23 protein-coding genes, 1 tRNA gene and 3 pseudogenes are annotated in these 22604 nt (G+C 66.8%); 15 read left to right on the plus strand and 12 right to left on the minus strand.

All coding sequences use genetic code 11. The features are described 5' to 3' along the window. From A5781_RS25450 to A5781_RS04035, 9 genes and pseudogenes are all read left to right on the plus strand, one after another. A pseudogene (locus A5781_RS25450) lies at window positions 1–167 on the plus strand (cytochrome P450); the annotation flags it as partial. Next, window positions 168–992 (plus strand): SDR family oxidoreductase, encoded by an 825-nt coding sequence (locus tag A5781_RS04000; RefSeq protein ID WP_067201542.1) that lies wholly within the window; start codon window positions 168–170, stop codon window positions 990–992. Next, entirely contained in the window at window positions 989–2344 is a 1356-nt protein-coding gene (locus A5781_RS04005; RefSeq protein ID WP_067201546.1) for a cytochrome P450, read from the plus strand. The genes A5781_RS04000 and A5781_RS04005 overlap by 4 nt, the downstream gene beginning before the upstream one ends. A gap of 8 nt (window positions 2345–2352) precedes the next feature. After that, window positions 2353–2562, plus strand: coding sequence for a ferredoxin (locus A5781_RS04010; RefSeq protein WP_067201549.1), 210 nt, complete (start codon window positions 2353–2355; stop codon window positions 2560–2562). Beyond that, complete coding sequence (locus A5781_RS04015) at window positions 2562–3101, plus strand: hypothetical protein (RefSeq protein ID WP_067201552.1); 540 nt, start codon at window positions 2562–2564, stop codon at window positions 3099–3101. Before A5781_RS04010 ends, A5781_RS04015 begins: the two co-directional genes overlap by 1 nt. Before the next feature lie 154 nt (window positions 3102–3255). After that, window positions 3256–4383: an NDMA-dependent alcohol dehydrogenase gene (locus A5781_RS04020; RefSeq protein ID WP_067201556.1), complete on the plus strand. Its 1128-nt coding sequence runs from the start codon at window positions 3256–3258 to the stop codon at window positions 4381–4383. 27 nt (window positions 4384–4410) lie between these two features. Beyond that, window positions 4411–6465, plus strand: coding sequence for an FAD-dependent oxidoreductase (locus A5781_RS04025; protein WP_067201560.1), 2055 nt, complete (start codon window positions 4411–4413; stop codon window positions 6463–6465). 17 nt (window positions 6466–6482) lie between these two features. Further along, window positions 6483–6902: a ketosteroid isomerase family protein gene (locus A5781_RS04030; RefSeq protein WP_067201563.1), complete on the plus strand. Its 420-nt coding sequence runs from the start codon at window positions 6483–6485 to the stop codon at window positions 6900–6902. Window positions 6903–6950: 48 nt separating this feature from the next. Next, window positions 6951–7241: pseudogene (locus A5781_RS04035) on the plus strand (HIT family protein); the annotation flags it as partial. Window positions 7242–7326: 85 nt separating this feature from the next. Here A5781_RS04035 and A5781_RS04040 read toward each other — a convergent pair. Both A5781_RS04040 and phoP read right to left on the minus strand, forming a co-directional pair. After that, window positions 7327–8785 (minus strand): annotated as a pseudogene (locus A5781_RS04040) (sensor histidine kinase). Between the two features lie 40 nt (window positions 8786–8825). After that, window positions 8826–9545, minus strand: coding sequence for a two-component system response regulator PhoP (phoP, locus tag A5781_RS04045; protein WP_067201572.1), 720 nt, complete (start codon window positions 9543–9545; stop codon window positions 8826–8828). A gap of 153 nt (window positions 9546–9698) precedes the next feature. On the opposite strand from phoP, the gene A5781_RS04050 reads away from it, so the two are divergent. Together A5781_RS04050 and A5781_RS04055 are read left to right on the plus strand one after the other, a co-directional pair. Continuing rightward, a complete protein-coding gene (locus A5781_RS04050) occupies window positions 9699–10415 on the plus strand; it encodes a hypothetical protein (protein WP_067201576.1) in 717 nt (238 codons plus the stop codon). A 28-nt stretch (window positions 10416–10443) separates the two neighbouring features. Then, window positions 10444–10515, plus strand: a tRNA-Thr gene (locus tag A5781_RS04055). 520 nt (window positions 10516–11035) lie between these two features. Here the strand turns inward: A5781_RS04055 and A5781_RS04060 are convergent. After that, window positions 11036–11821, minus strand: coding sequence for a DUF732 domain-containing protein (locus A5781_RS04060; protein WP_067201579.1), 786 nt, complete (start codon window positions 11819–11821; stop codon window positions 11036–11038). Between the two features lie 379 nt (window positions 11822–12200). Between A5781_RS04060 and A5781_RS04065 the strand changes: the two genes are divergently transcribed. Beyond that, window positions 12201–12404: a cold-shock protein gene (locus tag A5781_RS04065; RefSeq protein ID WP_067201582.1), complete on the plus strand. Its 204-nt coding sequence runs from the start codon at window positions 12201–12203 to the stop codon at window positions 12402–12404. Window positions 12405–12940: 536 nt separating this feature from the next. Here A5781_RS04065 and A5781_RS25795 read toward each other — a convergent pair. Further along, window positions 12941–13159, minus strand: coding sequence for a hypothetical protein (locus A5781_RS25795; protein WP_197503692.1), 219 nt, complete (start codon window positions 13157–13159; stop codon window positions 12941–12943). A 344-nt stretch (window positions 13160–13503) separates the two neighbouring features. Here A5781_RS25795 and A5781_RS04070 point away from each other — a divergent pair, with 344 nt between their 5' ends. Then, on the plus strand, window positions 13504–14466 hold the full coding sequence (locus A5781_RS04070; protein ID WP_067201585.1) for a lytic transglycosylase domain-containing protein: 963 nt from the start codon (window positions 13504–13506) through the stop codon (window positions 14464–14466). A 73-nt stretch (window positions 14467–14539) separates the two neighbouring features. On the opposite strand, the gene A5781_RS04075 is transcribed toward A5781_RS04070, so the two are convergent. The 6 genes from A5781_RS04075 to A5781_RS04100 form a co-directional block, all read right to left on the minus strand. Continuing rightward, window positions 14540–15310 carry an enoyl-CoA hydratase gene (locus A5781_RS04075; RefSeq protein WP_067201680.1) on the minus strand — a complete coding sequence of 257 codons (771 nt, stop codon included), beginning with the start codon at window positions 15308–15310 and terminating at the stop codon, window positions 14540–14542. Between the two features lie 16 nt (window positions 15311–15326). Continuing rightward, on the minus strand, window positions 15327–15566 hold the full coding sequence (locus tag A5781_RS04080; RefSeq protein ID WP_066955110.1) for a hypothetical protein: 240 nt from the start codon (window positions 15564–15566) through the stop codon (window positions 15327–15329). A gap of 67 nt (window positions 15567–15633) precedes the next feature. After that, window positions 15634–16590: an MAP_0585 family protein gene (locus A5781_RS04085; RefSeq protein ID WP_067201588.1), complete on the minus strand. Its 957-nt coding sequence runs from the start codon at window positions 16588–16590 to the stop codon at window positions 15634–15636. Window positions 16591–16630: 40 nt separating this feature from the next. Beyond that, window positions 16631–17098, minus strand: a complete 468-nt coding sequence (locus tag A5781_RS04090) for a lipoprotein LpqH (protein ID WP_067201591.1) — start codon at window positions 17096–17098, stop codon at window positions 16631–16633. 149 nt (window positions 17099–17247) lie between these two features. Continuing rightward, window positions 17248–17895: a S1 family peptidase gene (locus A5781_RS04095; RefSeq protein ID WP_067201596.1), complete on the minus strand. Its 648-nt coding sequence runs from the start codon at window positions 17893–17895 to the stop codon at window positions 17248–17250. A 168-nt stretch (window positions 17896–18063) separates the two neighbouring features. Beyond that, entirely contained in the window at window positions 18064–18930 is an 867-nt protein-coding gene (locus tag A5781_RS04100; RefSeq protein WP_197503696.1) for an alpha/beta fold hydrolase, read from the minus strand. Window positions 18931–19020: 90 nt separating this feature from the next. On the opposite strand from A5781_RS04100, the gene A5781_RS04105 reads away from it, so the two are divergent. Beyond that, window positions 19021–20505, plus strand: coding sequence for an amidase (locus tag A5781_RS04105; protein WP_067201599.1), 1485 nt, complete (start codon window positions 19021–19023; stop codon window positions 20503–20505). Here the strand turns inward: A5781_RS04105 and A5781_RS04110 are convergent, their stop codons facing one another. Further along, a complete protein-coding gene (locus A5781_RS04110) occupies window positions 20506–20685 on the minus strand; it encodes a hypothetical protein (protein ID WP_067201602.1) in 180 nt (59 codons plus the stop codon). It lies immediately after the preceding gene. 265 nt (window positions 20686–20950) lie between these two features. Further along, window positions 20951–22099: a TDT family transporter gene (locus tag A5781_RS04115; RefSeq protein WP_067201605.1), complete on the minus strand. Its 1149-nt coding sequence runs from the start codon at window positions 22097–22099 to the stop codon at window positions 20951–20953. Window positions 22100–22162: 63 nt separating this feature from the next. On the opposite strand from A5781_RS04115, the gene A5781_RS04120 reads away from it, so the two are divergent. Continuing rightward, window positions 22163–22435 (plus strand): hypothetical protein, encoded by a 273-nt coding sequence (locus tag A5781_RS04120; RefSeq protein ID WP_197503698.1) that lies wholly within the window; start codon window positions 22163–22165, stop codon window positions 22433–22435. The last annotated feature ends 169 nt before the right edge of the window (window positions 22436–22604 follow it).

The following is a 22604-nucleotide window of genomic DNA, read 5'->3' on the forward strand; positions in this document are numbered from 1 at the left end:
ATTTCTGCCTGGGCGCGCATCTGGCGCGGATGGAAGCCCGGGTCGCGCTCACCGAGTTGTTCAAGCGAATCCGCGGATATGAGGTGGACGAGGCCAACGCCGTCCGCGTCCACTCCAGCAATGTCCGCGGATTCGCTCACCTACCAATGACCGTGGAGGTCCGCTGAATGCCCCGCTTTGACCCCCTGCCCGAACGCCGGCCGGCCATCGTGGCCGGCGCCTCGTCCGGCATCGGAGAGGCCACCGCCATCGAACTCGCGGCGCACGGCTTCCCGGTCGCGCTGGGCGCGCGCCGCGTCGAGAAGCTCAACGACATCGTCGGCAAGATCAACGCCGAAGGCGGCGAGGCGGTCGGATTCCACCTGGACGTCACCGATCCGAACTCGGTGAAATCCTTTGTCGCGCAGTCGGTCGACGCACTGGGCGACATCGAGGTGCTGGTGGCCGGCGCCGGTGACACGTACTTCGGCAAACTCGCCGAGATCACCACCGACGAGTTCGAGTCGCAACTGCAGATCCACCTCGTCGGTGCCAACCGGCTGGCCGCTGCGGTGCTGCCGGGAATGCTGGAGCGCCAGCGTGGCGATTTGATCTTCGTCGGCTCCGACGTGGCCCTGCGCCAGCGGCCGCACATGGGCGCCTACGGCGCGGCCAAGGCCGCTCTCGTGGCGATGGTCACCAACTTCCAGATGGAGCTCGAGGGCACCGGCGTGCGGGCCTCGATCGTGCACCCCGGCCCGACGAAGACCTCGATGGGCTGGAGCCTGCCGGCCGAGAAGATCGGCCCCGCACTGGAGGACTGGGCCAAGTGGGGCCAGGCGCGCCATGACTACTTCCTGCGGGCGGCGGACCTGGCGCGCGCCATCACGTTCGTCGCCGAGACACCGCGCGGTGGGTTCATCGCGAACATGGAGCTTCAGCCCGAAGCCCCGTTGGTCGACAAAAAAGATCGACAGAAGCTCGCACTCGGCGAGGAGGGGATGCCGTCATGACAACCACCGCGATTGTGCCGCGGGTTTCCGGCGGCGAGGAAGAGCACGGTCACCTCGAGGAATTCCGTACCGACCCAATCGGTCTGATGAAGCGCGTCCGGGACGAGTGCGGCGACGTCGGCTGGTTCCAGCTGGTCGACAAACACGTCATCCTGCTGTCCGGCGCGGGCGCAAACGAATTCTTCTTCCGCTCCGCGGACGAGGATCTGGACCAGGCCGAGGCCTACCCGTTCATGACGCCGATCTTCGGCAAGGGTGTGGTTTTCGACGCCAGCCCCGAGCGGCGCAAGGAGATGTTGCACAACTCGGCGTTGCGCGGCGAGCAGATGAAGGGCCACGCCAGCACCATTGAGGGCGAAGTCAAGAAGATGATCGCCAACTGGGGCGACGAGGGCGAGATCGAGCTGCTCGACTTCTTCGCGGAGCTGACCATCTACACCTCGACCGCCTGCCTGATCGGGTTGAAGTTCCGTGAACAGCTCGACCACCGGTTCGCGGAGTACTACCACGAGCTGGAACGCGGCACCGACCCGCTGTGCTACGTCGATCCCTACCTGCCAATCGAGAGCTTCAAACGACGTGACCAGGCGCGCGTCAAACTCGTTGCGCTGGTGCAGGAGATCATGGACCAGCGGCTGGCGAATCCGCCGAAGGACAAGGGCGACCGCGACATGCTCGACGTGCTGGTCTCGATCAAGGACGAAGGCGGCAATCCCCGGTTCTCGGCCGACGAGGTCACCGGCATGTTCATCTCGCTGATGTTCGCGGGGCACCACACCAGCTCGGGGACCTCGGCGTGGACGTTGATCGAGTTGATCCGCCACCCCGATGTGTACGCCGAGGTGCTCGCCGAGCTCGAGGAGCTCTACGCCGACGGCCAAGAGGTGAGTTTCCATGCGCTGCGGTCGATTCCGAAGCTGGATAACGTGGTTAAGGAGACCCTACGGCTGCACCCGCCGCTGATCATCTTGATGCGGGTGGCCCAGGGCGAGTTCGAGGTCGAGGGTTTCCCGATCCACAAGGGCGACTACGTCGCCGCGTCCCCGGCGATCAGCAACCGGATCCCCGAGGACTTCCCCGATCCGGATGCCTTCAAGCCCGACCGCTACAACAAGCCCGAGCAGGCCGACATCGTCAACCGGTGGACCTGGATTCCGTTCGGCGCGGGGCGACACCGGTGCGTCGGCGCCGCCTTCGCCCAGATGCAGATCAAGGCGATCTTCTCGGTTTTGCTGCGCGAGTACGAATTCGAGATGGCGCAGCCGGCCGACAGCTACCACAACGACCACTCCAAGATGGTCGTCCAGCTCGCCCGGCCGGCAAAAGTCCGCTATCGCAAGCGCCAGAAGTAGGTTCTCCCATGGGATTCAGGATCGAAGCCGATCTGGATTTGTGTCAGGGCCATGCCATGTGCGAACTGGAGGCGCCGGACTACTTCCGGGTGCCCAAGCGGGGCAAGGTCGAAATCGTCGACCCCGAACCGCCCGAAGACGCCCGCGACGAAGTCGAGCGCGCGGTCGATTTGTGCCCAACGCATGCACTGTTCATCAGAGAGAAAGAAGACCAATAATGGCGTCACGCGAGGAACTCGAGGCATGGGTCGACCGCTGGCTGCAAGCCAACAAGGACTGCGAGAAGGCCGGTGACTGGCGGCCGTTGGCGGACTTCTACACCCAGGACGCCACCTACGGCTGGAACATCGGCCCCAAGGAAGACGTGATGTGCGTCGGCATCGACGAGATCCGCGACATCGCCCTCGGCCTGGAGATGGAGGGCCTGGAGAACTGGGTGTACGACTACCAGAAGGTGCTCATCGACGAGAAGCAGGGCGAGATCGTCGGCTTCTGGAAGCAGATCGTCAACAAGTCCGACGGCACCCAGGACGAGATCTACGGCATCGGCGGCAGTTGGTTCCGCCTCAACGCCGACAACCTCATCGAGTGGCAGCGGGACTTCTTCGACTTCGGTCATGTCGCGTACATGTTCGGCAAACTCATCGAATCCGGCGACCTCAGCTCCGGCATGCAGAAGCGGATCGAGCGCAGCATCGCCGGCGAGAAGCTGCCGGGCTACTACCCGCTCGGCCAGGCACCGGTGCCGATCTGGTGACCGGAGCCAGTGGCGGACCAACCAAGCATTTGATTTGTTGCACGCGCTATGCTGACGCGACAAGGGTGCCTGTGGCGCCCGTCACCAAGTTGTCCGGCATGAAGGGGCCGGCCAGCTCTGATCGATTCAAAGGCGAAATGGGGTCAGGACCATCGTGAAGACAAAAGGCGCACTGATCTGGGAGTTCAACCAGCCCTGGTCCATCGAGGAAATCGAGATCGGCGACCCGCAAGCGCATGAGGTCAAGATCCAGATGGAAGCGGCCGGCATGTGCCACTCCGATCATCACCTCGTCACCGGCGGAATCCCGATGGCCGGTTTCCCGGTGCTCGGCGGGCATGAGGGTGCCGGCATCGTCACCGAGGTCGGTCCGGGCGTCGAAGACATCGCCCCCGGCGACCACGTGGTGCTGTCCTTCATCCCGTCCTGCGGGCAGTGCCCGACGTGTCAGGCCGGCATGCGCAACCTGTGCGACCTGGGGGCCGGACTGCTCGGCGGTGCCGCGGTCTCCGACGGCACGTTCCGCATCCAGGCAAAAGGTCAGAACGTCTTCCCCATGACGCTGCTGGGCACGTTCTCGCCGTACATGGTGGTCCACCGCAGCTCCGTGGTGAAGATCGACCCGTCGGTCCCCTTCGAGGTTGCCGCCTTGGTCGGCTGCGGCGTCACCACCGGGTACGGCTCGGCGGTCCGCACCGCCGACATCCGGCCGGGCCAGGACGTCGCCATCGTCGGTGTCGGCGGGGTTGGCATGGCAGCGCTGCAGGGCGCCGTCAACGCCGGCGCACGCTACATCTTCGCGATCGACCCGGTCGAATGGAAGCGCGACCAGGCGCTGAAATTCGGTGCGACCCACGTCTATCCCGACATCAACGCGGCGCTGATGGGCATCATGGAGGTCACTTACGGGCTGATGGCCCACAAGGTCGTGGTCACGGTCGGGGAGCTGCACGGCGCCGACGTCGACAACTACCTCAACATCACCCAAAAGGGCGGCACCTGCGTGCTGACCGCCATCGGCAGCCTGCTGGACACCAACGTCAACCTCAACCTGGCGATGCTCACCCTGATGCAGAAGAACCTGCAGGGCACCATCTTCGGCGGCGGCAACCCGCAGTACGACATCCCGCAGCTGCTGTCGATGTACAAGGCCGGCAAGCTGAACCTGGACGACATGGTCACCACCCAGTACCGCCTGGAGCAGATCAACGAGGGCTACCAGGACATGCTGAGCGGCAAGAATATTCGCGGCGTCATCCGGTACACGGACGCCGACAGGTAACTGCCGCCCCAACCGACTGGGTCCCGAGTGACGGGGTTCGGGCATCTGCTGGCGCCGGGACGGATCGGCGCCATGACGGTGCGCAACCGCGTGGTCATGTCTCCGATGGAGACCATGTACGGCACGCCTGATGGGCTGCCGTCCGAGCGCACCCGCGACTACTTCGCCGCACGCGCCAAGGGCGGCGTCGGCCTGATCACGCTGGGCGCCACCGGGATCGACCACCAGCACCCGGAGACTCCCGGCGGGTTGCACCTGGCCACCGACGAATCGGTCGACGCGCATCGGGCGCTCGTGGAGGTGGTGCACGAGCACGGGGCCAAGATCCAGCCACAAATCGTGCATGCCGGTCCCGATGGCCTGGGGCCCGAGATCTTCGGTGTCACGTCATTGGGCCCGTCGGTGATTCCCTCCTACCTCACCGGGCACCCGTCGGTCGAGATCAGCAAGCAGCAGCTGTGCGGAGTGTTCGATTTGTTCAAGGCCGCGGCGCGGCGTGCCGTCGAGGCCGGGTATGACGGCATCGAGCTGCACGCCGCGCACGGCTACATGCTGCTGGGCTCCTTCCTTGCGCCGCAACGCAATCGCCGCACCGATGACTATCGCGGTGATTCGGTGCGCGGCCGGGCGCGGGTGGTCCTCGATGCGCTGGCCGCGATCCGTTCCGAGATCGGTGACGCCCTGCCGATCACGCTGCGCATCTCGGGCTACGAACGGGTCGCGGGTGGCCGGCCGATCTTCGAGACCGCGCAGCTGGCGCCGGAATTCGTGGCCGCGGGTGTCAACGCGTTCCACGTCAGCGGCGGGGTGATCGACCGGTTGGTGACCGGGATGGTCAACGGTGCCGACGACGGCGACGGGCTCAACGTCGGGGCCGCGGCCGCGGTCAAGCAGGTGGTCGACGTGCCCGTGATCGCCGTCGGCCGCATCCACGATCCGGCGCGGGCGGAACGAATTCTGGCCGACGGACGCGCCGATTTCATCGCGATGGGCCGCCCGCTGCTGGCCGACCCCGAGCTGCCGCGCAAACTGCACGACGGGCAGGCACACCGGATTCGCAAGTGCATCTCCTGTGAAAACTGCATCGATGCAATGGAACTGCGCTTCTCTGTCGACTGCGCCGTCAATCCACGCACCGGCAAGGAGCGCGAAATGGCGGCGACTCCCGCCGCGCGCACCAAGCGCGTGGTGGTGATCGGCGGCGGGCCCGCCGGGCTGGAGGCCGCCCGGGTGGCCGCCGAACGGGGACACCGCGTCACGCTTTTCGAACGCAGCGCCGCGTTGGGCGGCGCGCTGCGCTGGGCGGCGGTTCTGCATCCGGAGAATGAGCCTTTCCTGCGCTACCTGCGCGAGGAGATCAAGCTCAGCAGCGTGGAAGTCCGCCTGGGTCAATCGGTTTCGTCTCAAGACGTCGTCGATGCCGGCCCGGATGCGGTGGTGGTGGCGACCGGCGGCAGGGTCGCCGTGCCGGCGATCCCCGGATCCGATCTACCGCACGTACACACGGGGCCCGGGTTGCGCGAATTGCTGGGTGGGCGAGCCGAATCCGGTGCACCGGCCTGGCAACGGCTGGGGGCTTCCGCGCTGGGCGGGTGGCGGCAGCGGCTGGTGCGGCCTGCCGCGGTCCGGATGGTCAGCCGCGCCTGGATGCCGGTCGGACGTCGGGTCGCCATCATCGGCGGTGACCTGGTCGCCCTTGAACTGGCCGAATTCCTGGCGAGCCGGGGCCGGCTGGTGTCGATACTCGAATCCGGAAAAAGCATCGCCCCGGAGGTGGGCAACAAACGCAAGACTGAACACATGGATCGCCTCGACCGGCTGGGCGTCACCGTGCATGTGCGGGCCACCGTGGATCGGATCACCCCCGAAGCGGTGGTGTTCACCCCGGCCGGTGGCACCGCCCGGCAGCTGGAGGCCGACAGCGTCGTGCTGGCCGGCACGGTCGAACCCGACGCCACGATGTTCGACGCGCTGGTCGCCGCCCTGCCCGGCGTCCAGGTGCACGCCGCCGGCGACTGCACCGGGCTCGGGCTGATCCGCAAAGCCACCGAGGAAGGCGCGCGCGCCGCGTGCGCAATCTAGTGACAGGAGAGATAACCATGACGCAAACCGCCCAATCCCCGGCACTGACCGCGTCGCAGTCCTCATGGCGCTGCGCACAAGCCAAAGATCGGGACGGCTGGCTGGCGCTGATGACCGACGATGTGGTCATCGAGGACCCGATCGGCAAGTCCGTCACCAACCCCGACGGCACCGGCGTGCGCGGCAAGGCAGCCGTCGGCGAGTTTTTCGACAACAACATCGCCAAGAACCAGCTGACTATCACTTGCGAGGAGACTTTCCCGTCGAGCTCACCCGACGAAATCGCTCATATTCTGGTGCTGCAGAGCAAGTTTGAGGGCGGCATGACCAGTAAGGTGCGTGGCGTGTTCACCTACAAGGTCAACGAAGCGGGACTGATCACCAACATGCGGGGCTACTGGAACCTCGACGTCATGGAGTTCGGCCAGGAGGACTGACGCGGGCGCGGCCCGAGGCGAAAACCTTGTCGCCCCTATGCTGGGGCCATGGCGTCGATCTTCACCAAGATCATCAACCGTGAACTTCCCGGCCGCTTCGTCTACGAGGACGACGACGTCGTCGCGTTCTTGACGATCGAGCCCATGACCCAAGGGCACACGTTGGTGGTGCCGCGGGCCGAAATCGATCAGTGGCAGGACGTCGACGGCGCGACGTTCGCCCGGATCATGAGCGTGAGTCAGCTCATCGGCAAGGCCGTGTGCAAGGCCTTCAAGACTGAGCGGGCGGGGGTGATCATCGCCGGGCTGGAGGTGCCTCATCTACATGTGCACGTGTTCCCCACCCGCCGCCTGAGCGACTTCGGTTTCGCCAACGTCGACCGCAACCCGTCACCGGAGTCCCTGGACGAGGCGCAGGCCAAAATCAAGGCCGCCCTGGCTCAATTGGCGTGAACCGGTTCCTGCGCCGGCACTTCGCTGACGCGCGGCAGCGTGACGCGGAAACAGCAGCCCTCCCCGGGCGCGGTCGTCACCGTGACGGCGCCGCCATGCGCACGCACCAGCGAGTCGACGATCGATAGCCCCAGTCCGGTACCGCCGCTGGCACGTGCCCGCGACGAGTCGGTGCGATAGAAGCGTTCGAACACGCGCGACGCGTCCTGCTCGGTCATGCCGGGACCCTTGTCGGCCACTTCGAGCACGGCGTCGTCCCCCTCGGTGCCGACCCGGACGGTGACGTCGGCGCGCTCGGGGGTGTGCTGCAAGGCATTCGCGACCAGGTTGCTCAGCACCTGTCGGATCCGCGGTTCGTCTCCGAGCACCTCCGGGGTGCCAGGGCCGTCGAGCACTTCCATGGCAATGGTGCGTTTGGGGTCCATCGCCTGCGCGTCGTGCACGGCGTCGCTGGCCAGCGCCAGCAGGTCGACCCGGTTGTGCTCAAGCGGTCGCTGCACATCCAGGCGGGCCAACAGCAGCAGGTCGTCGACCAGCAGCCCCATCCGGCTGGCTTCGCTTTCGATGCGCGACAACAGCATGGCGACGTCGCGCGCGGCGCCCTGCCGATACAACTCCGCGAAGCCCCGGATGGTCGTCAGCGGGGTGCGCAGCTCGTGGCTGGCGTCGGTGATGAACCGCCGCATCCGCTCCTCGGAACCGCGGGCCTTCTCGGCCGACGACTCCGAGGACGCGAGCGCTTCCTGGATCTGCGCAAGCATTCCGTTGAGGGCGAGGGACAGCCGGCCGACCTCGGTGCGGGGATCACGTTCCGGGACACGGCGATCCAGCTGGCCGGCGGCTATCGCCGCGGCAGTTTGTTCGACCTCGGACAGCGGCCGCAGGCTGCGCTGCACGACCGCGAAGCCGGCGATGCCGACCACGACCAGCACCGCCACCCCGATGCCGATCTGCAACCAGACCAGCGAGCTGACGGTGTGCTGGACATCGGACAGGTCGATCGCCACGGTCGTCAGGCCGTGCGGGCCGCGCACCGACACCGCGCGCCACTGGATGTCGGACCCGTTGACCGACGGCAGCGTCGTCGGATTGGGGCCGACGTCGTTGTTGGGCGGCAATGCCGGTTCGGAGTTGCGGTCGTTGATGGCGGTGAACGGGGTGCCGTCGATACCGACGCCACGCACGTAGAACTTCGACGGTGGCCGGCCGGGGTCGGGGCCCTCGTAGGGCGGCGCTGACTGTCGCCGCGGGTTCTGCGCCCAACCGCGCGACGCGTCTAGCAGCGTCTGGTCGATCCGGGCGACCAGGCTGTGCCGCAGGATCGACGTGACCGCGATGCCCGAGACTGCCAGCCCGCACGCCACCAGCACTAGGGTGGCGGCGACCAGCCCTACCCGGAGCGGCAATCCACGTCGATGCTGTTTGGCCATGTGAATGATTCTTCGCTAACGCTGATGACCGAGCGCGGGCTCAGCGTGGTTCCCGCAACACATAGCCCACTCCACGCAGGGTATGCAGCAGCCGCTTCTCGCCGGTATCGATCTTGCGACGCAGATACGACACGTAGGACTCGACGACATTGACGTCACCTCCGAAGTCATATCGCCACACGTGGTCGAGGATCTTGGGCTTGCTCAAGACCGTGCCCGCGTTGATCACAAAGTAACGCAGCAGCGTGAACTCGGTCGGCGAGAGGGAGACCGGTTCGCCGGCCTTCCACACCTCGTGGGTCTCCTCGTCGAGTTCGATGTCGGCGAAGGTCAGCCGGGCGCTGCGGGGCTCCGCTCCGCCCTTGCCGGCGCGCCGGAGGATGACCCGCAGCCGGGCGACGACTTCCTCCAGGCTGAAGGGCTTGGTCACGTAGTCGTCGCCGCCCAGGGTCAGGCCGGCGATCTTGTCCTGCAGTGAATCGCGGGCCGTCAGGAACAGCGCCGGGGCGTCGATGCCGTCGGCACGCAGACGCCGCAGCACCCCGAATCCGTCCATGCCGGGCATCATCACGTCCAGGATCACCGCGTCGGGGCGGGCTTCCCGGGCCCGATCCAGGGCTTGGGCGCCGTTGGTCGCGGTGTAGACCTCGAACCCCTGGAACTTGAGGCTCACCGAGAGCAGCTCGACGATGTTGGCCTCGTCGTCGACGACGAGGACGCGAGCCTCCGGTTTCGTTTCACTTGGGGTTGCCGCGGTCATCAGGTTCTGCCTCTTGTTGAACGTTTCCTATGTGAATCTTGTGTGGTTGCTGAAAGCTCAGTGCCAACCCTCTGAGTGTAGTCTGCCAGGAATCATCACATCGGCTTGGACCTGCGCGGGTCAACGGGGTCGCGTCGCGAATAAACTCGTGGGATGAACCTCGCCGCACGGATCGTCTTGGCCGCGACCGCCCCGGCCCGCGTCGGGCTCGCCGCCGCGGACGCCGGCCTGACCGTCGCCACCGCGGCGGTGGGTCTGGCGAAACGGGCGCTGGGTGATAGTGGGACCGGCGGAACGAACGCCATGACTTCCATGCTGGGAATCGACGACGCGATCGTTCGCGCCAACCGGCTCGCCCGGCTACTGGACGACGACGCGCCTCTGGGACGGGCCGTGGCGCCGGAGGGACCGATCGACCGGCTGCTGCGCCCGGGCGGGTTGGTCGACATGCTGACGTCGGACGGCGGTCTCCTGGACCGCCTGACCGAGGAGGGCGGAGGCCTACACCGCACGCTGCAGCCCGGCGGCCTGGCCGATCAGCTTGTCTCCGAGGACGGGTTGATCGAGCGACTGCTGGCCGAGGATGGGCTGGCCGACCGGCTGCTCAGCGAGGGTGGCCTGGTCGACAAGCTGACGGCGAGGAACGGGCCGCTGGACCAGCTCGCCGACGTCGCCGACACTCTGGCGCGACTGACGCCCGGGATGGAAGCGCTGGAGCCCGCGATCGGCACGCTGCAGGACGCCGTCGTCGCGCTCACCATGGTGGTCAACCCGCTGAGCAACATCGCCGACCGCATCCCGCTGCCGGGCCGGCGGCGCCCTTCGTCCCGGGCGGTGCGCTCAACGCGCGTCATCGACGGCGGCGAGTGACCGATTAGGCTTGGACCGGCTTGATCCCGCCTCCTTAGCTCAGTGGTAGAGCACTCGCCTTGTAAGCGAGCGGTCGTCAGTTCAATCCTGACAGGGGGCTCCCTAGCTGAACGTGCGACGTCTACCTGGGCCGGTAGGCATCACCGCCGGTCGGCGCTGTCAGATTCCGGCGCAGATATGGATGAATGGAATCGGCGCGCAGATGCTGGCCGAGACGTATGGCCTGGGGCCGTAGTAGCCACCCCAGGCGGGCGGCGGAGGTGGCGGTGGAGCCGCCGGTGGCGGCGCTACTGGTTGGGCCGCCTGCGCGAGAACCACACAGGTATCGGATGGTGCGTCGTAGACCGTGCCTTCGCCACATTCAGCGGCCCTCCCTATCGCCGGCGATAGGGACGTCATGGTGACCGCCAGCGTGAATACGGCTGGGCCGATGAGTGCCAAACGGTTAGCTATGCTGAGCATCACATGTCTCCGTGCAGGGAGATCGTAGCCCTGACCCTGTTGCTACGGAAGAGGCCGAAGTAGCCTTATTGACGCGAACTCAACCCAAAACCAGTCGGCGAGTTCGGGGGCTCCGCACGCCAATTTTCCTGGCCGGGCGAAGGCGACCACCACCCCGATTATGGCGGGCCGGGGACGCCTTCCAGATCTCGGTGGATACCTTGCAGGTCCCCTTGGATGCCTTGCAGCTTTCCCTCGATTGCCTGCAGATCGGAGAGAGCGCTCTGGTAGGCCGGCGACAAGTCAGCCGGGGTGGCAGGTTGAGACTGAGGGCAGTACGCGACGATGGCGCCCGCGGTGACTTCGGTGCTTTGGTTGGCGTCCCAAATCGACGATCGCTGCACGAATTCGACCGCGTCGGCGAAATTGGGTTGGCGCGCCAGGAAGTCGCAGACCGCATGACCCTGGGTTATCACGTATTCGCGGCTGGGGACCGGTACGCCTTCGTGCTTCAACGCGGCGATGAACGCCGCGTCGGCTATCTCGATGCGCGAAGTAGGTGCTTGCGGCGCAACGGGTTTGGGTGCGGGCGCGGCCGACGGCGGCGTTTCCGCCTGCTGCGCCGGTGAATCCTGGCGGTGGACCGAAAACATCACCACCACTGCGGCGGCGACGGCCACCAGAGATAGCGGCAACGCCGCGAGCAGGCCCAGGTGCCACGGCACGCCCTTACGCCGGCGAAGCGTGGTGCCGATTCTGCCGCCGGCCGACCCGGTGTTGGCGGCAGCATCGGTTTCGTAGGCTTTCGCCGCAGCGGGAAGAGGCGCCCCGGTGCTGTGGGCCAGGAGCTCGTCGAGCAGTTCGTCCACCTCTCGGGACGACGGCTCGCCGCCGTGCTCTCGGACCGCTCGTCGCCCGAGCGCGATGCGCCGCAATTCTGAATCGATGGTCTCGCGGTCGCGCATATAACCAGTTTGAGCGCGTCAGGACGACGTCACAAGCCCCGGTCAATACGGGCCGATGACGGCGCACCCGCACGGCCACCACGCAGCGTTCTTGACGCCGCCGCGAGCGCCGCCGAGCACGGGGAGACCCGCTGGGAGCCGGCCGCCGCACCGGCAATTTGGACCTCTTGGATGCCCCGTCGAGCTGGCGCAACGCCCAGGCCCGGATTCCGTAATCGTGCTGGTCAGCGGAGGCAGTCGAGAGTCCTTTGGTCGCTCACCAGCCTTGGAGGCATGAAAAACCCTCTGGCGCAGTCGATTACAGTTTATAGCCACCGCACGTGGTACGCTTGCCCGGGATGCCCGTCGGCATCCGTTCAAAATGAGAGAAGTTGAAGGTATGACACAGGGAACTGTGAAGTGGTTTAACAGCGAAAAAGGCTTCGGTTTTATCGCTCCGGACGGCGGCGCGGCAGACGTGTTCGTCCACTACTCGGAAATCCAGGGCAACGGCTACAAGTCGCTGGAGGAAAACCAGCGAGTTGAGTTCAGCGTCGAGCAGGGGGCCAAGGGTCCGCAGGCAGTCGGAGTGACCGCCGTCTAGTGCGAGTTCTACTCCGTGTGGGCTGGTGGGGGGTTCCCCACCAGCCCACAGCACGTTAAGGGGTCCCCGGCCTGCTTCCGCCAGGGCCTACAAGGCCGCGGTTTTTGGGGTCGATGAATGCCAGGCGCTCGACGCACCGTCTTTGCGTACTCTGGCGTGTAGATTGGTGGCAGCAGTCCGTGTCCGCGCTGCTGATTAGCCAAATTCTTGTGGAGATGAGCAGATCCACGAATCGATCGCTCTTCGCCCCAAGCCAACCACGTTTGGGCTGAAGCCAAACTAACGTGAGGACCCGCTCCATGACATCGTCCGATTTGTTTTCACATCGCTACGAGCCCGAGGTCGTGTCAGCTCCCAGTCGCGATGCAGAACCGGTGCAACTTCCGACTTTCTCCGACCGACCCAATAGCGATTCCGCCGCTCCGAAACCCTGAGTGTCTGAGCGCGATCCCGGCTGACGGCCGGCCACCCGCGGCGTGAACGCGACGACCGCCGACCTCGGGTTTTCCGATCGCCGCCCCACCGCGCTCCGTCGCCTACTGAGCCGGAGGTGGAACGGGACCCGGCGGCGGTCCGTCCGGCGGGGGCGGTGGAGCCGGTGACCGGTGCGTGCAGTCCGGCACGAAAATCAGCACGCCCCCGACCATCGTCCAACCGATCGCGCATCCCGGCGGCAGCAGAGGGCGGGTACCGGGCGCAGCGATCAGCACCGTCACCGTCGCGGTAAGCAGCGCCGGACGAATGAGACGGGACATGAACTTGGTCGTTGCCGGGGCCGCTCGGCGAATCCCGTTCCGTCTCTCGGTCGGTTCAGCCGCGGCGTCACACATGTAGCTTGTCCACTCTGCTGGGAAGGTAATTCTCAAGTCTGGAATAAGCCGCGGCCACCCGCAACTCGTGGGGATTTCCCGGTCCCCCCGAGATTTCGCCAGTTTCCACTCGGCGTGAAGCTGGTTACCCTCAACGAGATTTCGCACTTCAGGGATGCCTTGAGGCCACTACCTAAGGCGATCTACCTCCGCCGATACGGGCCACGGCATTGCTGTCAGGCGGTCAGATGCGAAAGACTATTCAGGGCAATCGACGGAAGTGACCACCAGTGAGCCGCAACTCTACAGTCGCTCCGATCGCGCCGGTGTTTCTCGGCGCCATCATGTTCGCAGTCATCGGCTGTTCGGCCCCCGGGGCGAAGCCCAACGCGACGGCGGTGACCGCTTCAACCGCAGCGACGGCGGGCGCCGCGCCGCTCGCGTCGAGAACCGTTGCCGCAGCACCTAATCCGCCCCAAGGAGCGCAGCCCCAACTGGCATCGGACCCGGCCCAGTTGGCGGACGACCTCGTCGCGGACGAGCGCGCGCTGCGTGACCCGTCGACGGCGGAGCCGGCACTGACGGCGGCGGCGCACCGCGAGCAGGCCGCGTACCGCGCCATTGGGCGGCACCCTGAATGGGACTCGATCACCCGGCCGCGCATCCCGCCGGAGCTAAGCGGCGTCTACGACCGTAACCTCGATGCCCGTCGCCAGCTTCAGGCGATGACGCCCGCGAAAGACACACTGCCCGCGTGGCGGATCGAACCTCCCGTGCCCGCTGACGAGCTGACGAATGACTACCACGCGGCGGAAGCGGAGACCGGCGTCGGCTGGAACTACCTGGCCGCGATCAACTTGGTCGAGACCCGCTTCGGCAGCATCAACGGCGCGAGCACGGCCGGCGCGCAGGGCCCCATGCAGTTCTTGCCGTCGACGTTCGCCACCTACGGCCAGGGCGGCGATATCAATTCGCCTCGCGACAGCATCATGGCGGCGGGCCGCTTCCTGGCCGCCAACGGCTTCGCCAGCGACCCCGACCGCGCCATTTACGGCTACAACCACGCACACGAATACGTCCAGGCGGTCGATCAATACGCCGCGCTGATCGCAGCCGACCCGGCCGCGTTCCCCACCTACTACCGGTGGGACGTCTATTACGTCACCACCGCCGGCGACGTGTTGCTCCCGGTCGGTTACGCGGCGCCGTCACCGATCCCGGTCGGGGAATACCTGGCGACCCACCCGCAGTAAGGCCTCGTGCGCACGAGTGATTCGTGAAGCGCCGCAAGGGATTTCGTGCACAACCTGCCGTGTACGGCCGCCGCTACGCTCGGTCCTTCTTGCGGGCCAGAAACGCTCGCATGTGTTGTTGGGGCTCTCCGGTCAAGAACGCCAGACCGAACTGCTCGATGCTGTCCTCGATCGCCCCGTGGACCGTCATGTCGAACCACTTGTTGAGCAGGCGCTTTTGCTGCCGGACCGCGTGCGGGCCGAATCCGGCGAGTTTCGCAGTGAGTTCGGCGATGCGAGAGTCGAGCGCGTCGGCGGCAACCACCTCATGCACCAAACCCCACGTGACGGCCGTGTCCGCGTCGATTGTCTCACCGGTCAGCAGGAGCCACGCCGCGTGCGACGCCCCGATCAGCGCGGGCATCAAGGCCGAGTGGATCACCGAGGGGATGCCGACCGCCACTTCCGGCATGCCGAATGTCGCCCCGGATTCGGCGACCCGCAGATCGCAGCACATCGCGACCTCGAGCCCACCGCCGAGGCAGTACCCGGCCAGCCGGGCGATGACGGGGACGGGACATTCGCGGATCGACTCGCACAGGGTTGCGAGCCGACGGATGAACGCCTCGGCGCTTGACCGGTCCAGGTTGACCATCTCGTTGATGTCGGCGCCCCCGATGAACGCCGCGTCCCCCGCCCCGCGCAGCACGACCACCCGGACGTCACCATCGCCGTCGACGGCGCGGAATGCCTGTGTCAACTCCTCCACGGCGCGCGTGCCGACGATGTTGAGCCGTTTCGAATTGGTCAGCTCGATGGTGAGTAGGCCGCCGTCACCACCGACCCGGACGAACCGCTTCTCCATCGCGTTCACGCACCCCTCATAGGTACTTCAGGGCGATGTCTTGGAGGTGAGCGCGCATCTTTTGGCCGGTCGCCTTCTCCAGCTTGATCCCCAGCTCGCCCGCGAGGTTGACGAAGCCCATCAGCAGCAGGATTTCTCCGTCGGGCTCATCGATCACGTTCTCGACGAGCCGGTTCCAGGCGAATTCGTTGCCGCTGTCGGACGTCCAAGCCGTCATCACGTCGATGGCTCGGCGGACGTTCTCTCGCACATCCATTCCCGGAGCCTGCCACGCCCCCCCGATTGCCGCCCGCCAACGGCGCGCCGGCTAAGCCGGCGGACCGTCAGTAGAGCGGAACCCAGACGCCCATGTACCAGAACCCCCAACCGCCGAACTGCCAGTTGAAGACCGGGATGGCGGTGTAGGAGTCGTACTGGAACGGCCCGAAATCGACCTGCGCGACGGCGACATCACGCTGCGGCCCGGACCATGGTCGGTTCCAGCCGCCGGGAGGCGGCGGACCGTCCCAACCCCCTGGAGGCGGCGCGCCGACCCAGTGCGGCGGCTGGTGGCCGGGGGCCGGACCGTCGTTCCAGCCGTGACCCCGCGGCGGGGGTGGCGGCGGTGCCCCGTGGTCGACGATGCTGAAGCCCGCTCGCGCATCGCCGGGCCCGCCTACCTGGGCGTTACCGCTGACGTACGTCCCGCGCGGAACGTAAGGCTGATGCGGAGGCTGGGTGCTCGGCGGGTTGAGGGCCTGCCTGCCCTGCGGCGGCGGCGGGTTTTGCTCGCTCGCCGGCGCGTTGGGTTGTCCACCCGGCCCGTTCTGATCGTGATCACCCGGCTGGTTGCCCGGCCCGCCCTGCTGCGGGTACTGCCCGTGGTCGTTGGGCGCCGGCGAGTTCTGCCCGCCCTGCTGGGGGTTGTTCTGCCCGCCCTGCTGCGGGTACTGGTTGGGCGCCGGCGAGTTCTGCCCACCCTGCTGCGGGTTGTTGTTCTGTCCGCCCTGCGGTGGGTTCTGCCCGTGCCCACCCTGGGGAGGATTGTCTTGGCCACCCTGCGCGCCGCCGGGCCCGCCCTGCTGCCCACCGGGCCCGCCCGGCTGCCCGCCGGGCCCGCCCGGCTGCCCGCCGGGTCCGCCGGGGTTGCCCCCGCCGCCACCGCCACCGCCGCCGCCATGGCAGCCAGGGCACGGCGGCGGTGGGTCGAGCGGAGCCGCGAAGGCCGAACCCGCGTTCAAAGTAACCGCGGACATGCTCAGGCCCGCCGCGACGGCCGCCGCGCTGACGACACGTTTCATAGACATAGCTGCGTCCCCTCTTGGGTCTCGGTCGCCTGCACTACGGGCAGGTCACGTCCAACTCGAAAGACTTGGTTACCTGCTGCGGTTGCTGCGGGTTGCTCATGTCGAGCCCGGTCGCGGTGCCCTTGATTGCGTAGGTCTTCCCGTTGACCGCGGCTCCCGCGTTGCCCCCTTGATTGGGGGCCGCGTCAGAAAAGCCGAGCGTGATGCCGTTGACACTGCCGAGTCCGACCGAGTGCACGATGGGCGGGTTGGCGTTGCTGACCACGGCGCCGACCCCCGCCGTCGGGTCACCGATGCCGATGTTGGTGTTGTCGCCCGCCGGCGTGCACGTGACCTGGCCGCTGACGTTCTGAGTCTGACCGTCGACGATGACCTGCGGGCCGGCCGCTGACGGCGACGAGGAACCCGACGATCCAGTGCTTGACTTGTTACTCGAACAGCCGGCGCACGCCGCGACCACTACGGCCACGCCCGCCACGCCGACGACGATCCCACGCTTCACTACTGCTCTCCCTCGTGTCGCTGGTGTCGCACTAACGAACTCATTGGCCTCGTCAACCTAGCGAGCCCCGGCCAGTGCCGCGGCGCGCGGATACCCGTTAGCCGCAAGTTACAAACGCTGTGTTAAAGGAGGGCAGACGCGGTTGACTGTCAAGGGAGAACGCGTAACCCCCACCTGCCCAGCAGCGGGTCGATGAGCGTGAAGTAGGTCGTGTAGTCGTCGCCGTCGGGTGAGGACATCAACAGACCCACGGCACTCACGGTGCCGTCCGGGTTCTTCACGAAACCCGGACTGCCGCTGTCGCCATTGAGGCTGAACACGCTGGCTTCGACAACGTCACCGTCTACGTGTGTGACGGAACCACAGGTCTCACCGGTGACCGCGCCAAATTTGCAGAAAGGCATGCCTTCGCGAATTTGGTTAGCGCTCAACACATCCCGGACAGTGTACCGTCCGCCGACATCTCCGAGGGGCGCTCCCACGCTCGGGCCGAGGAGGATGATGGCGGCGTCCCTCGTGTCGCCCTCTTTCTCGCTGGCGGTGATTTTTCCGAGCGGTACGTCATTGCCGTATGTCCACTGCGAGCCGTCGTGGGCGTCGCAGTGGCCGCTGGTCATCAGATAGTAGCTGCCGTCATTGCCCTGCGCCGCGAAACCCGATGTGCACGAGCTGTTTTCGTCTTCGACCTTGATGCCCGGCGTGACGTGCGCATCGGCCTGCGCCGGGTTCGCCAGCGCCGTCGCGGCGACGAGCACAGCACCGACCAAGCCCAAACCTCGCAACCACCGCAATGCCACGCCGCCTCTCTTGATGTGTCGGCAGCATGCTAACAGCGCGAGCGGGTTTCGGCTGCCTGGGCGCCAAGTGCGGGCGCACACCTGACCTAGACCGAATTGACATGAGCGACAAAACTTTTAGCGAATACCCTGTCGGACAACGACTTTAACCCTAGGCCGACGGACTGATCAGTCGCCCAGATGCCGGGCGAGGAACCCCAGGACGGCGTCGGCGAAGATGTCGTTGCGATCGCCGGCGACCATGTGTCCGGCACCGCGTACGTCGGTGAATTCGACCTGCGGAAAGCGCGCCAGGAATTCGTCCGCGCGTTCCTGGCTGACGAGGTCGCTCATCTGACCCCGAATCAATAGCATCGGCACGCCGCTGCCCAAGATGGTGTCGACGGCCGCATGCATGCGGTCGGGGTCGGTGACCTCGAATGGGGGATACGCGGCGGTGCCGCTGATGAACTGGGGATCCCAGTGCCAGTACCAGCGATCGCCACGGCGGCGCAGATTCGTGGTCAGTCCGTCTAAGTCGGTTGGGCGCGGGCGGTGTGGGTTGTATTGGGCGATCGCGTCAGCGACTTCGTCAAGTGAGGCGAAGCCCGATTCCACCCGATCGGACATGAAGGCGTGTATCCGATTGGCTCCGGACTGGTCCATGTTCGGCACGATGTCGACCAACACAACCGCGCTGGCGATGCCCGGGGAAATCTCACCCGCGAGCAGCATCGAGGTGAACCCGCCCAGAGAGGCACCGACCAGTACCGGCTGCGGTGGCAGCGTGCCCAGCACCTCCTGGACGTCGCCGGCGAAGCTGACGACGCGGTAGTCGCCTTCGTCGGACCAGTCGGATTCGCCGTGGCCGCGCAGGTCGACGGTGACGGATTGCCAGCCACGCTGTGCGACGGCTGCGGCAGCCTTGCCCCAGGAGCGACGGGTCTGCCCGCCGCCGTGCAGGAACACCACGGCGCGCGCTCGAGGATCGCCCAGGCGGTCGGCGACGATGCGTACGCCGCCGGGTCCCTGGATCGAAAACGGTTCCACTGCCATGGGCATCAGGTGATACTAAGCCGCTTCGGCGCCGACCCGGTGTCGAAGCGGCTCCAATACGATGCAGCGGGGCGTCCAGAGGAGAAACCGATGCAGCTTGCCGAGTACATGTCCTTGGACGCGACCGCGTTGGCCGAACTGGTCGACCGCAAGCAGGTCACGCCGGCCGAACTCCTCGCGTTGGCGCGTCAGCGAGCGGACGCAGTGAATCCGCGGTTGAACGCGATCGTCCGCCGCCTCGGCGATGTGGCGGACCGGCAGGCCGCCGACCCGGGCCTGCGCGGACCGTTTGCCGGTGTGCCCTTCGTGATCAAAGACCTTGCTCAGGAGTACCGCGGCTTTCCGACCTCGAGCGGTTCGCGTTCGCTGGCCAACGACGTGGCCGACCAACACGCCCTGGTGACTCAGCGGTTCCTGGACGCGGGATTGGTGATCTTCGCAATGACCAACACCCCGGAGTTCGGGGCCAAGGGCGTGACGGAATCGGATTACTGGGGCCCGGCCCGCAACCCGTGGAACACCGAGCACACTCCCGGCGGTTCGTCGGGTGGATCCGGCGCAGCGGTCGCGGCCGGGATCGTCCCGGCGGCCGGGGCCAACGACGGCGGTGGATCGATCCGCATTCCCGCCGCCTGCAACGGGCTGGTCGGACTCAAGTTCAGCCGGGGGCTGTCGCCCTACGGCCCGCAGACCGGCGAGCCGATGTTTGGGATGGTGACCCAGGGGGTCGTATCACGCACCGTGCGCGACAGCGCCGCACTGTGTGACGCAATCGTCGGCCGCGATCCGCACGCCGCCTACGAAGTTGCCCTTCCGCGAGGCACTTTCGCCGACCACATCAAGCGCCGGCCAGGCGAGCTGCGCATCGGATACTCGTGGTCCTCGGCGATCAACCCCCATCCCGACCGGGAAGCCGTCGCCGCGGTGGAACGGGCGGTGGCGCTCCTCAGCGACCTGGGGCACCGGGTCGAGGAGGTTCCACCCCCCTACGACGACGCCGCCCTGGCGCGGGACTTTCTCACCATCTGGTTCGCGCAGCTCTATCAGCACGTTGCCGACGCCAGACAACGCAACGGCGCCCGCGACCGCGATTTCGAGGCCGACACCTTGGCCGTGAGTGAACTCGCCCGCGCCACCGGCGTTCTGGCGCCCATTCTTGCGTTGGAGAACAGAAACAATCACATCCGATCCCTGTCGACGTTCCACGAGACCTTCGATTGCTTGTTGACGCCGACCCTGGCGACGCCGCCCCTTCGCGTCGGGGCCACGGCGACGCCGCGCCCACTGCAACAGGTGGCACGCCTCGCCAGTAAGCTCCGGGCGGGAAAAGTGATGGCACACAGCGGAATTCTCGACCAACTGATCCAGGAAAGCCTGGGCTGGGTGCCCTACACGCAACTCGCCAACATCACCGGGCGCCCCGCGATCAGCGTGCCCCTGCATTGGACAGCGGCCGGGCTTCCGCTCGGTGTGCAGTTGGTGGGGCGCCTGGGCGCCGACGGTGATCTACTCCAGCTGGCAGCCCAGCTCGAAGAAGCCGGCCCCTGGGCGCACCGGTATCCGGCGCCCGCGTGACTAACTCGGGGACCCGGGCTGGTCCCCCGGCGCGTGATCGCCCCGCCACAACCTGGCGAACCGCCGGGCCACGTCGCCAAGCCGATACCCGGCTCGTTGCGAAGCGTTGATCCTGCCGAGGGCCTGTTTGCCCTCCGCGGCGTAGTCCTCGACCGTTTCGTCGCCTTCTTCAGCGCGCATCCTCAACCTCCGGTCCTCATCAAGCTGCTTGTGTCCGCGCCTAACGCTCGGACGGTTCCGACGGCGTCAAACGCTCCGGCGGATCTGCCGGTGCGAGCCGTTCAGGTGTTTCCGTCGGCGCCGGCCGCTCGGGTGTCTCGCTCGGAGTACCCCGCTCCGGCGGCTCGCTTGAGTCCGTCATTCAGCCCTCCGATCGGCTCAGAGTTGCCTACCCGCCAACCCCGGGGATCGAAACGCCTACGGCCTCTCCCACACCGACGCCCGGTCAGGACACCGGTTCCTTGCTGGCCTTCACCGGCGTGGTGCTCGGCGGCAGCTTGAGCAGGTTGCCGTGGAGGCTGCCCCGCGCGGTGCGCGCGGCAACCAGCAGCCAGGTGAACAACAGGCCGGCGTACGCGATGACCGCGGCCACCCGGAACGCGGGCAGGTGCGTGTGGCCGGCGAGCTGGGAGGTACCCGTGACAAAGGTTCCGACCGGGAAGGTCAGACTCCACCACGTCAGGGCGAACGGCATGCCGCGCCGCAGGGTGCGCACGGTAAGCGCGGTGGCCAGCGCGATCCACAACACCGCGAAGCCCCACACCGGAACTCCGTACAGGATAGCGAAGGCATTCATGTCCTCGGCCACTTCGGGGCCAACGGCCAGCCCGGCGCTGGCACCCAAAAGTCCTGCGGCGGTGATGGATTGGCCGAGGGGACCCAGGACGATCCACAGCGTTGGCACCCGCGCGGAACCCGAGGTGCCATAGAGGGTCAGGCGCGCCCAGATCATGGCGATGATGTTCAGGGAAGCCAGCAACGACAGCCCGAACATCGCGTAGCAGCCGTACAGCATGGTTTCGCGCCCGGTGCCCGCCGATATGTGCGGCAGCAGCAGCGCACCGGTTGCCGCGGTCACCATGGGCGGAACCACGGGCATGAGCCAGCCACCGAATGCCGCGTCGGGCTCGACGTTGTGCTGGGTGAACATCAAGAACGGAATGCTCACCGCGGTGAACAGCCCGCCCAGCGTGCCCGCGGTCCACAGCACCCAGTCCAGGTCGACGGCGATGCGTTCGCCCAGCAGATCCCTGCCGACCAACACCGCTCCGCCGCCGACCGTCATCAACGCCATCGGGGCGGCGCCGTAGAAGTGGGCCATCTGTGGATTGCGCGCGTGCGTGCGCGCGACGGTGGGGTGGCGCAACCAGTGCCCCCCCACCAGGACGATCAGCACCACAAGCAGGACGGCGGCCATCACCCAGACCACTTGGGCGAACGCGCGCAATCCCGCCACGTGCACGGGCAGGGTGGCGCCGGCGATGGCCACGATCCCGGTGCCCATCACCGAGGCGAACCAGTTGGGTCCGATGTTGCCCAGTACCTCGACCCGGGTCTGCGGCGACGGCGCGCCGTCCGGGTTGATGGTGGTCATAGCTGAAAAACCCTACTGCGCCGCGCCGAACCGGGCGGGCATCCCGCTTACACTCCAACGGTGATGCATCCGGCGCCCACGACAAGGCAGGCAATCACCAGGGTCCCGCTCATGGTCGGGATTGCCGTGGTGGTGGCGCTCGCCATTCTCGCCATCCCCGTCAAGCAACGATGCGGGGCGCCGGGCTTGTCCTGCGCGACGGCGGTGGACCCCCAGGGCAATGTTCATTACTACTACGAGGTCGAGCCGCTCGGTGTCTACCTCGCCGAGATCGTGACCGGCTCGAACATCACCGTTTTCTACGAGTCGGGCGAGGACCTCGTCCCAGCCCGGTAGCCGCCGTCTCGGCTCGATAACAAGTTCGAGTCGGTCCCGTCGGCAGTGTGACCTTGTCGAAATCACGGTGCGACGCTCGAGCCGGAACGCGCTGGTCAGACCCGGATTGCCGCCGCTAACGCTCGCGCGGGCCGCCGCAGGGGGCCGACCTGGGAAGCGTTCTCGATTG

The organism is Mycobacterium sp. 852002-30065_SCH5024008, from assembly GCF_001665645.1.
GTDB classification, from domain to species: Bacteria; Actinomycetota; Actinomycetes; order Mycobacteriales; family Mycobacteriaceae; genus Mycobacterium; species Mycobacterium paraffinicum.

Coding starts and splice junctions, on each gene's coding strand:
- A5781_RS04000 (WP_067201542.1), top strand. CDS start 168: ATGCCCCGCTTTGACCCCCTGCCCGAACGCCGGCCGGCCATCGTGGCC.
- A5781_RS04005 (WP_067201546.1), top strand. CDS start 989: ATGACAACCACCGCGATTGTGCCGCGGGTTTCCGGCGGCGAGGAAGAG.
- A5781_RS04010 (WP_067201549.1), top strand. CDS start 2,353: ATGGGATTCAGGATCGAAGCCGATCTGGATTTGTGTCAGGGCCATGCC.
- A5781_RS04015 (WP_067201552.1), top strand. CDS start 2,562: ATGGCGTCACGCGAGGAACTCGAGGCATGGGTCGACCGCTGGCTGCAA.
- A5781_RS04030 (WP_067201563.1), top strand. CDS start 6,483: ATGACGCAAACCGCCCAATCCCCGGCACTGACCGCGTCGCAGTCCTCA.
- phoP (WP_067201572.1), bottom strand. CDS start 9,545: ATGACCGCGGCAACCCCAAGTGAAACGAAACCGGAGGCTCGCGTCCTC.
- A5781_RS04050 (WP_067201576.1), top strand. CDS start 9,699: ATGAACCTCGCCGCACGGATCGTCTTGGCCGCGACCGCCCCGGCCCGC.
- A5781_RS04060 (WP_067201579.1), bottom strand. CDS start 11,821: ATGCGCGACCGCGAGACCATCGATTCAGAATTGCGGCGCATCGCGCTC.
- A5781_RS04065 (WP_067201582.1), top strand. CDS start 12,201: ATGACACAGGGAACTGTGAAGTGGTTTAACAGCGAAAAAGGCTTCGGT.
- A5781_RS25795 (WP_197503692.1), bottom strand. CDS start 13,159: ATGTCCCGTCTCATTCGTCCGGCGCTGCTTACCGCGACGGTGACGGTG.
- A5781_RS04075 (WP_067201680.1), bottom strand. CDS start 15,310: ATGGAGAAGCGGTTCGTCCGGGTCGGTGGTGACGGCGGCCTACTCACC.
- A5781_RS04080 (WP_066955110.1), bottom strand. CDS start 15,566: ATGGATGTGCGAGAGAACGTCCGCCGAGCCATCGACGTGATGACGGCT.
- A5781_RS04085 (WP_067201588.1), bottom strand. CDS start 16,590: ATGAAACGTGTCGTCAGCGCGGCGGCCGTCGCGGCGGGCCTGAGCATG.
- A5781_RS04100 (WP_197503696.1), bottom strand. CDS start 18,930: ATGGCAGTGGAACCGTTTTCGATCCAGGGACCCGGCGGCGTACGCATC.
- A5781_RS04105 (WP_067201599.1), top strand. CDS start 19,021: ATGCAGCTTGCCGAGTACATGTCCTTGGACGCGACCGCGTTGGCCGAA.
- A5781_RS04110 (WP_067201602.1), bottom strand. CDS start 20,685: ATGCGCGCTGAAGAAGGCGACGAAACGGTCGAGGACTACGCCGCGGAG.
- A5781_RS04115 (WP_067201605.1), bottom strand. CDS start 22,099: ATGACCACCATCAACCCGGACGGCGCGCCGTCGCCGCAGACCCGGGTC.
- A5781_RS04120 (WP_197503698.1), top strand. CDS start 22,163: ATGCATCCGGCGCCCACGACAAGGCAGGCAATCACCAGGGTCCCGCTC.